This is a genomic window from Salmonella sp. SAL03688, assembly GCF_046551895.1.
Lineage (GTDB): Bacteria > Pseudomonadota > Gammaproteobacteria > Enterobacterales > Enterobacteriaceae > Salmonella > Salmonella enterica.
In genome coordinates, this window is sequence record NZ_JBGDVI010000001.1 from 263,448 (window position 1) to 276,990 (window position 13,543).

The 13,543-nt window shown below is 50.4% G+C and carries 10 protein-coding genes; 2 read left to right on the plus strand and 8 right to left on the minus strand.

Annotation, left to right across the window (positions count from 1 at the left end):
• The 8 genes from ACLJR2_RS01165 to ACLJR2_RS01200 all read right to left on the minus strand — a co-directional run bounded on the left by ACLJR2_RS01165 (window position 1) and on the right by ACLJR2_RS01200 (window position 12,126).
• Complete coding sequence (locus ACLJR2_RS01165; protein ID WP_001082038.1) at window positions 1–546, minus strand: fimbrial protein BcfE; 546 nt, start codon at window positions 544–546, stop codon at window positions 1–3.
• Window positions 547–1,554, minus strand: coding sequence for a fimbrial protein BcfD (locus ACLJR2_RS01170; protein ID WP_000701250.1), 1,008 nt, complete (start codon window positions 1,552–1,554; stop codon window positions 547–549).
• Entirely contained in the window at window positions 1,555–4,176 is a 2,622-nt protein-coding gene (gene bcfC, locus ACLJR2_RS01175; RefSeq protein ID WP_001245866.1) for a fimbrial usher BcfC, read from the minus strand. It lies immediately after the preceding gene.
• Between the two features lie 4 nt (window positions 4,177–4,180).
• Entirely contained in the window at window positions 4,181–4,867 is a 687-nt protein-coding gene (bcfB, locus tag ACLJR2_RS01180) for a fimbrial biogenesis chaperone BcfB (RefSeq protein ID WP_000742551.1), read from the minus strand.
• Between the two features lie 100 nt (window positions 4,868–4,967).
• Window positions 4,968–5,510: a fimbrial protein BcfA gene (locus ACLJR2_RS01185; RefSeq protein WP_000743357.1), complete on the minus strand. Its 543-nt coding sequence runs from the start codon at window positions 5,508–5,510 to the stop codon at window positions 4,968–4,970.
• A 429-nt stretch (window positions 5,511–5,939) separates the two neighbouring features.
• Entirely contained in the window at window positions 5,940–6,635 is a 696-nt protein-coding gene (locus tag ACLJR2_RS01190; RefSeq protein WP_000980522.1) for a winged helix-turn-helix transcriptional regulator, read from the minus strand.
• A gap of 290 nt (window positions 6,636–6,925) precedes the next feature.
• Window positions 6,926–9,922: a hypothetical protein gene (locus ACLJR2_RS01195; RefSeq protein WP_000155805.1), complete on the minus strand. Its 2,997-nt coding sequence runs from the start codon at window positions 9,920–9,922 to the stop codon at window positions 6,926–6,928.
• 92 nt (window positions 9,923–10,014) lie between these two features.
• The gene (locus tag ACLJR2_RS01200) at window positions 10,015–12,126 is read right to left on the minus strand and encodes a glycosyl hydrolase family 18 protein (protein ID WP_000235806.1); all 2,112 of its coding nucleotides are present in this window, start codon (window positions 12,124–12,126) and stop codon (window positions 10,015–10,017) included.
• Between the two features lie 380 nt (window positions 12,127–12,506).
• On the opposite strand from ACLJR2_RS01200, the gene ACLJR2_RS01205 reads away from it, so the two are divergent.
• Together ACLJR2_RS01205 and ACLJR2_RS01210 are read left to right on the plus strand one after the other, a co-directional pair.
• Window positions 12,507–12,950 carry a transcriptional regulator gene (locus ACLJR2_RS01205; protein ID WP_000860681.1) on the plus strand — a complete coding sequence of 148 codons (444 nt, stop codon included), beginning with the start codon at window positions 12,507–12,509 and terminating at the stop codon, window positions 12,948–12,950.
• 16 nt (window positions 12,951–12,966) lie between these two features.
• Entirely contained in the window at window positions 12,967–13,500 is a 534-nt protein-coding gene (locus ACLJR2_RS01210; protein ID WP_001068132.1) for a glycoside hydrolase family 108 protein, read from the plus strand.
• Window positions 13,501–13,543 lie beyond the last annotated feature (43 nt).

The following is a 13,543-nucleotide window of genomic DNA, read 5'->3' on the forward strand; positions in this document are numbered from 1 at the left end:
TCATTCATACTGCATATCGAAATACATGACCGCCGTCGCGTTCCCGGACGTGACCGTCGGCCGGGTCGATTTATAGCGAATATAAAAAGACAGCGTGTTGCGTCCGGCTTTCAACGGATAGACCACCGAGTCGGCATTATTGATACTGATGGTATCCTGATCATCATTCAGAATTTCCACCCCAACCCCGCTTGCTAACATGTTTCCGCTTCCCATTCCGGTATCGGTTATCGCCAGTAGCGCGGGATTGTCCGGATCGGGTTCGCCAGTAAACCAGATCTTCGCCCCGGCAATTCCTCGGGAACAATTTTTGAGGTTGATATTAAAGGGCTTAAATTTTGTCGTTGTTCCTGTCGAAGGAAAATCGCCAACCGCAAACTGTCCTAAATCAATACTTTGACTGAGACTGGAAATATCTATGTCGCAGGTTTGCGCCACAATAGTGCCGGTAAATTCGAGGTTATAAGCGAGGTCGTCAGCGCTGGCATTGATTTGTGGACACAGCATTAGTCCCATGGCAAAAAGAGCGCAGTGTGATCTGTTCATTTAGTCAAAGTCCACTCGCAGGCTGGCCAGTGCGGTAAACGCCCCTTCCGCAGGCGTTTCGCCTGTTGTACTTACCGGGTAGGCTTGCAATGTGATGTTAGCGCGTCCGGCGCTATCGGTGATAAAAGGCGCGACGCTCTGTGCATCATTGGGGATAAGCGCGTTTCCTTCATCGGTTTCGACCACTACGCCGACATCGGCATTATCCGAAGCGATAGCCTGGGGAACGTGGCTATCCGGCGTAGCGATAAGACGCATCGTTAAATTGACCTGCGAATCCAGACCGCTGCACTTTACCGGTACGCTGAATTTTTTCGCTCGTACCCCCTCCGGCTTTTGGCCTGCATGGTTGAAATTGCCGCTGTATAATGCGCCGAAATTCACCAGAATCGTTTGTCCGGCGTTGATTTCGCAGCTTTGCGGTACGGTCACCGTTCCACTATAAAGAATGCTGTATACGACATCTGTCAGCGGATCGCCTGCGGCGGTCATGACATAAACATTGAACATAGTCTTAGGACTAATATTCACCGTGCCGACGAACGGTTTAACAATTTTGAGCTGAAACTCCAGATTTGAGTCACGAACGTAAAACGGTTGACCCGCTTTCACATTTTCATCATATCCCATCAGAACGTTGTTCATTGGCGGATAGATATCGCCCGCCGAAGAATCCTCAATTCGCATTCCGCCTTCCAGGTAGTCCGGGTCCAGCTTTAAATATTTCCAGTTACCGCTCGTTTCTACGACCGGATATGGCGACACATAGGAGCGATAAGTCTGGCTATAGGTCGACGCGCCAGCGGGACACACCGCCTGTACATTAACTTCCTGGCTTTTTTCCAGTTGAACCGTCTTTCCCACCTGGTTTTGTTCTGCCGTCAGAGTGGTCGTTAAATCGTAATTAATACTGGAAGGTACACCGTTAACGTTTTTACACACGTCTGCGTGTGCGTACTGCGATACGACACTTCCCGCCAGCAGAGCAAATAAAAGAGGTATTTTCATTTAATGACACTCCGCATGTTGTCGACTCAGAATCTGACGGGAGGAAGAGAGATGATAGGACGCGACGCACTGTTGATCCGGCCGGTTCCCCCAGCGAACGTGCAGAACGCCTTGCGCTGACAACCCGGAAAGATAGACTTCCCCGGCCTCGTCAACAATCGCCTCCGCATGGCGATCATTCACCGTCACCGTTGCGCCAAAGGGTACAGGCTTACCGTTATGATTCAGCGTTACCAGGGCACGCGCGCCAACCCGCGCTTTAAAGCTGGCCAGAACCAGCGCGCCTTCGGTCGGCACAACGCGAGTCACCGCGTCATCAATATCGACATCATCCGCCATGGCGTTAACGTCCAGCGCCATACGGTTTTGGCGATATGTCGTCGCATACGGCACCACCGCATAGCCACGCGCGTCCGTATGAATACCCGGCTGGTCGACAACGCCGACATTGGCTGCGCCCGGCGCGGCAATCAAAATATTGGTATTGCCTAACGGCTGGCTTAGCGTCACTCCATGCGCGTGCGCTACCAGGCCGCCGCTCAGGCCATAATTCACCTGCTGGTAATCGCCGTTATCGCTAACGTTATAGCCAATATTGGCGTTGCCTTTCGCGCCATCGTATTCCAGGCTGGCGGCGCCGCTTTCGCCAATACCGTGATTCTGATAGCCTTGCTGTATGTTGTAACTAAGATTGTTTTCGTCCAACAGTGTGCCGCTAAGGCCCGCATTCTGCGTAACGTTATGCTGTTTGTCCGTACTGGTGCTAAAGGTAGCGTAAACATTGTGATGGCGCGTGACCTCATCATCGTGTTGCAGCCATTGACTTAGCGGCACCGAGATATTCAGCGCGAAAATTTGATCGCGCTCCGCATCGCCTGCGGATTTGTTATTGTTGTAAGAAACGCTCCATGCAATACCCGCCAGCGTATCGCTGTATCCCACCTGCAACAAAGAATCCTTTTCATCAGTGTGCCAGTAACTTTGCTGACTGCCGGTAATAAAAAGCGATCCCAACCCGCCTAGCTGTTGATTGATATCGAGTTGTACTTTCCCCCTCCTGGTGTAATAAAGATTGTAATAATCCGCCCATTCCGGCCTGCTTTTATCGCTGTCAGTCCGAGCGTCCTCGTCATAGCCGCTCATCCGTTTCCACGTGGTATCATCCAGCGTATAAAAGCCCGAGGTTGAATAGCGATAGCCCATAAGCTGTAAATTGGTTCCTGACTGTGCAAGCGATTTGGCATACAGGAAACGCAGCGATTGCCCCTGGTAGGTGTTATTATCCGCCAGCGTACTGGTAGCCTGGGTGACATCCAGCGACACCGCGCCCCAGTCGCCCAGATTTGCGCCGCTGCCGATCGCCAGCGCGTGATAATGACTGGAAAGTTGTGTTCCGCCATACAGCGTAAAACCATGCGGTAACCCCCATATCAAGGTCGCCTGACTGAATTTCACCTTCTCTTTTTGACTACTATCGCTGCGATACTCCGCCACCGTCGCCGCATACTTCAGCCGCCCTTCTCGTTGTAGAATCGGCACGGCGGAATAGGGCACGTTATAGCGATTAATAGAACCGTCGGATTCTTTGACTTCCACAGTCAAATCGCCGCTGGCGGCGGTAGGATAGAGATCATTAATAGTAAATGCCCCGGGCGGCACATAGCGCTGATTGATGATGTAGCCGTTTTGCCGAATGGTCACTTGCGCGTTGCTTCTGGCAATGCCGTGAATGGTCGGCGCGAAGCCCTTCATGCTGTCTGGCAACATATTGTCGTCAGACGCCAGTTGTAGCCCGCGAAAAGGAAGGCTGTCGAATAATGCGGAGGGGGTATAACTATCGCCTGCCGTCAGTTCTCCCTGCAAAAAGACCACATCACGTTCCAGATAAGTACTGATGTGCTGCCAGTCGCTGTCGCTATTCTGATCGCCGCTATTCGCGTTCCATGTGGAGTAGTCGCGTAACCGCCAGGCCCCCAGATTAAGGCCGCTATTCAATCCAAGAAAATAGCTGTTCTCCGCACTGCCGCCAGGGCTCCGATCCTGACTATTCGCGCCGGTAAAGGTGTAATTCAATAGCAACGCGTTAATACCTTCATCCCAGTATTGCGGTGGGATATAGCCTCTGGCGCTGGCAACCATCGCCGCCTGCGGGATGCTAATGTCGAGACGTTGCTGCGCAAAATCAAAGCGGGTCCGGGCGGCCGGTATCGCACTGGCGAGATCCGGGCAACTTCCCGCCGCCGCCTTCGCCAACAGTGGAAACGCCCCGGTGTTTACTCCCATATTTTTAAGCATTTCAGGCGTCAGGCAGGCGCGTAATCCGCTGTCATCGGTGGGCGCGCTTTTTCCCGTCGTCTTCACCGCCTGGAAGGCAATGTCTCTGGTCGCGAGAAACGTATTGTTCAGGTAAACGTCAACGCGATACATCCCCGCCGCCTGGGCATTACGGGAAAAGGTCGATAAGTCGGCCACCGCAGACGGGTCGTCAGACAGAAATGCCGGGTTGAAATAGTTTTCCGCCCACCCCGGCGCAGGCGCCAGTGCGATAGCCAACGCCAGCGGGGTTAATACGGGTTTAGTTACGCTGGAGTAATATCGCGTCATGAAAAGCTGATTACGCATAACATCATGAAGCTGGACAAACGCGTGCTGGCGTCGTTGCGCCAAAATCGTTTACCGTGCGCAAAGATACCTGGCCGGGCGTCGCCGGGAGAGTGATCGCGCCTTTCGGCGGTACCATAGTATTCGGCAGTTTTTTCCCCGCGCTGTACAGTTCAACCATCGAAACGTAGTACGGCGAAGGGTTAGTAATCGTTAGCTGGCCGCGCTCGTTACGGCAGCGAAGCGTCGACGGGGCATGAGCTGGCGCCTCCGCCAGATTTTTCGGGCGAATAAATAGCTTAATCACGCTTTGCGTCGCAATTTGCAGGGAGTTGCCGGTCAATTTATTTTTATCGACAGAGGGTATCGCTTTACTGTTTAAATAAAATACGCTTTCGCGATCGGTCGGTAATGACGGCCCGACATACATAATACGTAATATATTTTCTTTTTTAGGCTGGATCACAAAGAGAGGCGGCGTAATGATAAAATCCGTCGAGCGTGAACCATCGGCATTGGCGACCCATGACTGAATTAAAAAAACATTGCTGGCAGAAGAATTAATAATCGGCAAGGAGGTTTGCTTACTTCCCTGCGGATAAATCACCCTGGTCGCGCCCAGCGCAATGCCTCCCGCCTGCGCGGCAAACGACAGGCCGGCCGCCGACAGCAGTAGCAATAATCGAAGGAAAATCGGTACGTTTTTTTTCATCTGCGTAATATCCTGATGCCGTCGGTTTGTTACGCGCAGTGACGCGCGTAACTCCCCTTTCTCGCCTCCCAACAGACGAGAAAAAAATCCCGATAAGGAATCAGGAATAAACCATGCTAAATGTCGCCGTCGCGGTAACATTACCAGCAGTCGCCGTACCGGTAGCGATATAATCCACGCTAAGCGGAATAACGTTTTCGCCATCGTTCAAGGTAACAGTACTGGACGATTCACCGATATTCAGCGCCTGGCCATCTGGTCCATAAAGTTGTAATGCCACATTCGTCGCCGAACCTGCCCCAGCGGTATTCGCCAGCGACCCCGGCTGGTTTGCGTCCTGTTGGCCATTAAAAATCACCGCCGCATTCTGGCTGGTCTGAGTATCGCAGTCTTCCAGTTTAATGGTGAAATCTTCTTTTTGATTCGCCACCATACCGGCCTCGGTTAATTTACTGGCGCGAACCTGGCCTAATGTCACGGTCTGATCGACAGAGTCAGCGGAAACAGAACAGGCGGCGTCAACGACCTGTCCGACAAAATTTACCGTACCGCCAGTGACGGTTGTAGTATCCGCTTGCGCGGTGGACAACATTCCGCCAAAGGCAATTGCAGAGACCATTAATGCTAGTACAGGCTTTTTCATTCAAGCTCCTTTTAAATATAAAAATGAGGGTAATCAGATTTTTTAACGAAACGGCTGCTGATATTTCTTCACAGCAATATCACGACTTTTTCTTATGCGAAAAAAAGTGTCTTCTTGTTCTGATATAAATGTCAGAGGCAATAAAACAGCCACTCAACGTCGTGAGTTAATCTTTACGTTATAATGAGATAACGATGTTATTAATTATTAGCAAGCCAACGGCAAGTTGCAATCATCGACATTTGGTTTTATAGGACCAGGCATAACTTCTTGTTTTATATTAACTTTACACCAGTCGTTCGGCCTATCTCCTTTAGCCATATTGACTTTTTAAAAATAACCTTCATAAGAAATTTTAATAAAACATTTTATTAACGATATCAGGCAAATTCAGTCGAGATATGTAAATATATCGTTGCGGATAGCGCATTAATACGCCACTGGCAGTTTTCCGAGCGCCGTCAGCCGCCCATTATCAATATGGATATACCCGCCTTTTTTTAGTTCAGACAGAATCTTCATGGTCCGACTGCGCGATATCCCGGTACGCCGTTGAATAAAATTCAACACAATAATGCTTTCCCGGTAGGCCTGTGGATAAGCCCATATTTCAGTCAGCAGCGCCCGAACTTTCAGATAAGAATCGACGCCGACTAATTCACGATCGCGCGCGCTCATCACCATCAGACGGTAAGCCAGACAACGGGCCACGTCGTGCCACAAATCGCATTCATCGGCGATTTTTATAAAATCCGGCAGGCGAACAAATCTACCGGTACAAACCGTTTCTGCGAGCAAAAAGTGTTCCGGTCGCGCGGGGACATTATAGGTAGCGCCATAGCTGTCAACCATACCCACGACCGATGGCGCAAACGATGAAGATATATGGAGTCGTTTGTCATTATGACAGAAAGAAACAACGCCTGACTCCAGTAATACAATGTAGTGTTCATCATTTGCCTGTAAATAAAACTCATCGCCGATACCCAGCGTAAACGGTTGGCCAAATGGCAACAAGGCCGAAAATAAGGCATCAATCGCCGCGTGAGGTTTAGCCTGCTGAGAAAAAAGAAAAGAGTGTAATGAATTCTCATTATTATCTTTAGCAAAAGCGTCGTTCATCATTTTTTTTCATTAACGGTTGTCTACTCAATGTAGCGCCACAGTATAACCTCTCAAAAAGTACTTAAATTAATAATAAATAACATCGCTATGCAGTATTTCTGTATTCATAAGGCACTAATACGCAATATTTTTAAGATTAAGACAATTCTTAATACAAAATGATTACAGAAAATTAATAACGAATTACGCATAAAGAATGAGAGGTCAGGGGGCGCAAGAAAAGAGATTCGAAAGCACACGCCTTCGAATCTCAAACTAATAGTCCAGATTAATGCAAATAAGCAGTGATATTATCTGAAATAGCGTGGAGCAGCATAATACTCTACCATTTTATCCGCCAGCCAGCCGCCGTCTTCACCGTTAGAATGGATTGTCGTAATACTGATAGTAGAACCACCGCCCCATAAGATCGAAAAGACGTTAAAGTCCGGTAGGTTCAGCGCCTGCATCTGGCCCCAGTCATACCCTTTATCTTTACGTAAAAAGTCGCCGACGGTCGGGACGCCGTAAGTCGCGCTATTTAAGGCCGTATTGAGTAGCTGCAAAGAGAGCGTGTCAGGATCGCTGCCAATGCGGGCGTCACCCATAAAAAAGGTTCCGCCGGATGCAAAGTGCGCAGCGCTGATTTTACTGACGCCCTCTTCTACTGTAGGCATATGGCCGCCAGGGATTTGCCACAGCATGGCGGGCGTCAGCAGCACTTTCGTCACCTGTTTGACCATCGCCAGGTAATTAAGCCAGCATGTCGCATTCCAGCCATAGTGGGCAAGCGCATCAGGACTGAAACAGTCACGCTCAAATTTATCAAACGCAATAAAGTCCGGCGCATATTCTCCACTATAAACGCCCAGTTCATGAATAAATCCGGCGATCGCCTGCCCTTCAGCTACCGGATCAGCGGTATCGCGCAGCACCCAGTCCGCCGTTCCTGTCGCCCAGACATTCGTCTGCCAGCCAAAAGCCACATCCGGGGCAAACTGACGAACAAGATAGTTCACCGCCTGAATATAGCCGTAGAGATCGTCGCTAAACGTCGGCAACGAAGGCGCGATAAAGCCAGCCATCGCCGGTAATGCTTGTATCGCCGCCGCCAGTTGGGCATTCACCGGCACACTGTTTTTTTGCCGTACTACGGTATAGCCATACGGTCCTTGCTGTAGCGCCCCGAGAAAATCCGGGTTAAGCACAAAGGTGGCCGGGACAGGATGCGTCTCATCTTTGTATGACTGCGCCGCCAGACACTGGGTAATAAAGTTACCAAAATGGTTACGTAGCTTTTGCGCATCCTGTAAATCCGCCAGCGCGCTACCGCCGCTGGCATTCGCGGTATAAATGACCATTACCGGCATGACGCTACGCCCGGCTTCTTTTTCTATCTGGCGCACCAGCGCAACGGTTTTATGGATCGGTAACGTCGCGTAATCCAGAAAACCATCCCCGTTCACGTCAACCTCCGCGGCCGGAACCGGATCGCCGCCGCCGTCAAAACCATCGTATTTAAACAACGCGCTAAACGGTATATCGCGATAAAGAGAAACCGTCTCTGGCGCGTTAACCGTCACGCCGCCATGAGCAAGGTAATCAGGCCAACCTTTTACCTGTAGCGTCACGCCGGGCAGAAACTCCAGCGCCACATGGTTGACCTTTTGCAACAACCGTAGCGGCCCGGCCTGTTCACAACGCCACGGCACACTGTCGATGAAAATGTCGTCCGTCTGAACATCATACAGCCCGGGCGCCAAGCGTAATGCCAACGTCTGCCGATCGCTGCCGCTCTCCAGCATTAATGAGTACTGATATTTACCGCTGCTGAACAGATAACGCTGCGGCGCGACGCCATCGGGCAGGCCCAGTATAGTGGCATCCACCGTCACGAAACTCGCCGTGTCGAGCGCTGACTGTTGGTAAGCGACAGCAACCTCGGCAACCTGCGCCGCAGCAGGGATAAACCCCGTAAGCTGTATGGGGGCCGATATAAAGCGGTTATTAATCATCGCAGGCTGCAGATTGACCGTATAATGATGCCCCGCCAGTAGCCGGGTGATTAACTGCGGTTGGTTAGCGATCAGCGTGACGGTACGCTCATCCGCTTGCGTAGCATCGGCGATATCAACGGTCAATTTCGCATTACCAAGCGCAGGGGCGTCAATCATCAGACGCGCGCTGGCATAACGGACAATCGGCAGACAGGATACCTGGACCTGCGCGGCGGCATCGCCGGATTGCAGCGTAACGGTAAAAGAGGACTCGACTGGCGCGATTTGCATCTCATCATTCGCCAGTACCGGTACGGTAAGCCGATACGTTCCTGCGCTAAGATCGCTTATTGTCAGAACCTCTCCCCACTCACCGACAAAGCGCCGGGTTTCGCCGGCAGGAAACAGCAGCTCAATTGCCGGTTTGAGCGCCACGGTCTGCGTCATGGCAGGAAAATGAACACAAATTTTTCCCTGACGGGCAGGGTCATGGGCCAACGTCGCGCTCAAATCGCTGATGGCAACTGGCATCTGCGTGGCAGCCAGATAGCACTGTAATTCGGCGGTATCCCCCGCCGCCAGCATCAGCGCGCCGTCATGATTAATGGTGATGGTATTCTTCTCGATGGGCCATCCCCCATCGCTGGCCAGCGTCACGGCCTGATTCCCCAGCATTGTTCCCTGAAACGGACTGTAGGGATCGGGGTGCGCGCTGGCCGTAAAATTCAGTTGAAGCTGATTGAGATCTACCGCCTGAGCGTAGAGGTTGGTCAGCGTAAAGGTGACGCGTTGATACCAACTCGCGGTATTCAACTCGCTAACGTTAAGCGTAAGGCCGCGTTCCTGAAGGTCATTGTCCTTTTCCGGCACATCGGGTTCGGCGGGTTGTTCGTCTGCGGCGGGTATCGCTGGCGTCTCCTGATCGGATGGAGTTTCAGACTCTGCGTCTTCGGATGACGATGACGACAGCGTCAAGGTGATGGCGGACATTTTTACCGGCACCTGCGTCGCCGCGAGGCTGAAAGAGAGCGTCCCGCGTTCGCCCGGCTGAAGAAGTAATGCATCGCTGTTATTAATGATGATGTTGTTAGTTTCCAGCGTGCCATACGAACTCTCATTCAGCGTAAGCGGCAGGTTCCCTTTGAGCGTACCGCCGCTATTTCCCCATGGATCGATGTGCCCGGAAGCCGTGAATGATATTGCGGCATGGTTCATATCGACCGCATTACCGCTCTCATTGATGAAGGTTAAGGTGATTTTTTGATACCAGCTGTTGACGTCAAATGCGCTGGCATGGATGGAAATGGTCATGGTCTGCTCTTCCTCTGTCCCTGGTGGAGAAAAGCCCCGGTAAACCGGGGCTTGAATCATGAAGCCCAATACATCGTGCTTAATGCCGTGTATTAGTAAGCGCCAAGATCGGTCCATGCACCGCCGACACCGCAGTTCAGGTCAGGCTGGTCGCCCATAGACCACCATTTCACCTGATAGTTATGGCCTTTCCAGCTAACGATTTCGAAAGAACCCCAGTTTGCGCCATAAACGGTAGAAGCATCCCACTGCGCGTAAGGTGACGTTTTGTCATCTGCTGGCGTATCATCCTCAGCCGGCGTGGTATCTTCTTCCTCGTCCGGTACAGGAACGATAATCTCTTCTTCCTCTTCCTCTTCCTCTTCCGGTTCCGGTTGAACCTGAGATAGCGCAGGCACAGCCGTCAGAACAAAGCGCTGTTGAGAGGACGGTTCGTTGTAGCAGTCGCGTACAAACAGGGTGAACTGGAAGGCTGTTTTTTCGCTAACTTCCGGTACCACAACCTCAATGATTTCAGCCGTTTTGTCTGCCACAGTGATTTGAGAAGGCACGCCCCAGCTAAAGGACAGCTCATCGTTATCTTCATCAGAAGAGCCTGCGCCAGACAGCTGTACCGTAGATCCGCCTACGACCAGCAGTTCAATCGCCGCTTTCGGCGCGTGATTGACCTTCTGCGCGTCGTCGCTGTCGCTCTGCTCTTCATCTTTTTCTACATTGATACCTTCAAAGTAGAACGGTTCCATATCGATAACTTCAGATTCGATTTCATAACCCAGACCTTCACGCACGGCGTTAACCAGCACGCCGTTGTCCTGATCGATAGTCCAGGTAAACACGCCGCCCAGGCCCAGTTTCGCTGCATATTCGCCTTTTGCTTTGACGGTACGCGGCGTATCCAGGGATAAAAACAGTTTGGATTCCGGGCTATACAGGTAGTCAGCATCAGCGACCTGGTCGGTGTAAACGTTGAAACCGTTACGGCCTTTCTGGTTTTCCAGATCCAGGTAGCTATAAATGACGTCATACCATTCGCTGGTGCCGGATTCGAAGGAACCGGTAGTAGGGCCTGAACCTGGGTTGTAAGAACCTTTCAGCGGCGACAGGGATTCAATTTCTACCTGACGAGCGTTACGGGTATAGCCGGCATAACCGATGTTGATACGGTCAGCGGAGAAACCTTCCGCCAGCAGGTGATCAACGATAGTTTCGACAGCCCAGCCGCCCTCTTCCAGCGCTTTGCGGTTAGTGTGGTGGCCCAGCGTTTCCGCCCACGGCGTACCGAAGAAGTCATAGGTCATCAGGTTGATGCCATACAGGCCGGCAGCCATCAGATCTTTTACTTTCGCATAGTCAAAAATAGTAGTGACAGCAGAAGCGGCAATAGAGATCTTCACATTGCTCAGACCAGCGGAATCCAGCTGTTTACGCAGTTCGGCAATCAGCAGCGCGTAGTTAGCGCCATCTTCCGGACCAAACGGGTTGCCCGCCCCTTCATCGTTCGGGTATTCCCAGTCAATATCCACTTCGCTGAACATCGGGAACTGTTTGAACAGTTTCACCACGCCTTTGGCGAAGGTTTTACGAGAAGAGTCAGAAGCGGCAGTTTCGTGGAACCCGTTACTCATGCTCCAGCCGCCGATACTCATGGAGAGCGCCAGCGTGTGGCCTGCGGCTTTCGCTTTTGCCTGCATATCACGCAGCGCGCCCAGCATACCTTTGGCGTTAGCCTGGGTCACGGTTTTCGGATCAACATCCCAGCCGCTGGTTTCAAAACCCAGGTTGATATAAGACTGGAAATCACCCCACGGATCGAGGAAGGTCGGCTCATATTTCACTTTACCGCACTGTGCTGCCGCTTCTGCTACGACGTCGCGGTCTTCTTTATCAATTTTTCTGAAACCGGTGATGCCAACAAAGCCGAAAATCAGTTTGTCATAAGCCGTCGGTGAAACGTTGGTTAAATCATAACCACGGCCCGGTTGGGACATATTGCCTTGCAGACGGCTGTCATACTGTGACCAGTCGGTGTAATAACCGAATACCTTCGGTTTAGTCGTGGAATTTTTATATTTATTGTATACCGGTTTCGCAACACGAGCGGAAGTATAGCTTATTTTATCATCGCTTGTTGCAGGGTCAAAACCATTCGCTGCATGAGTAGTTTCAGTAATTGTATCGCCTTGAATCAGTTTGCTTGTAGCCATTTTCAAATTTCCTTTTACGTTTCAAAATTGTCGCAGCTCGTTCTGCGGGGTCCATAATCGTTACAGGCATAAAAAATAGCTAATCACAAAACATCATCTTTTTAGATGATATAAAAATCATAAAAATGAGGTTAACAACACCGTCTGTCGAAGAGAAAACAACATCTCTCAGCGCCCGCTTAGTCCGTTCTGGTGAGAGCATAGTAAATATCATTTATCATGTAATTAAATATCATTTAATTTCAATGAAATAATGTGATTACACTCGCTATAGACAATGACAATACAATAAAACCAGTGACATTTATTGGATTAAGACATTTCTCATACAATATAGTCACCACAGACAACCAGGATGTACATTTCTAAAGGAAGACGTTATGAAAACTTATATCATTAATAGCAACTGCATTTACAATGAAGGTAAATATGAACTGAGGACGGTCTCAAATTCACAGGTTATTAAAATGACTGCGATGAGAGCCAAATGCCTCAGTTTCATCATCGAGAATGCTCATCTGGAGATTATCGAGCGACAAAAAATAACCACTGCGTTATGGGGAAGTCGAAGCCACTATGTTAATGATGCAAATCTAACGCAGATTCTCTATTTAATCAGACGTGACCTTAAAGCGCTTGGTATTAACGATCTTTTTATTACCATTCCAAGACAAGGTCTCAAAGTGAATAGTGATATCGCCATTATCGCGACGGATAGCGAAACAAAGGGAAGAAAAAAACAGATTGTACGGCAAACCATCGCCGCCCTGACGACCGTATTTTCAGTAACGTTAGGTTCTCTCATGTATCTGCATATTCACTAAGCGAAGGAAAGGGAAGATGAATCCAATTATAGATGGAATTATTGCGCTTGAAGGCGGTTACGTATTTAACCCTAAAGATAAAGGCGGCGCCACCCATTGGGGCATTACCGAAGCCACGGCGCGAGCGCATGGATATGCTGGCGATATGCGGGATCTGACCCACGCTGAAGCCTACGCGATTCTCGAAGAGGATTACTGGATAAAACCAGGCTTTGACGTCATCTCGACGCTATCGTGGCCAGTCTCCTTCGAGCTGTGCGATGCGGCAGTCAACATAGGCGCTTACCACCCCAGCGCGTGGCTGCAACGCTGGTTGAACGTCTTTAATCACGAAGGTAAACGCTACCCGGATATTCATGTGGATGGCAATATTGGCCCGCGGACGCTTGCCGCTCTCGAACATTATTTGGCCTGGCGAGGCCAGGAAGGGGAAGCCGTTTTGGTGAAAGCCCTCAATTGCAGTCAGGGCACGTACTACTTAAACGTTGCTGAGAAAAACCACAATAACGAACAATTTATTTATGGCTGGATCAAGAATAGAGTGACCTAGACCCGGCTGAAAAAAAACGCGTAAAAGGCTCACGGATGAGCCT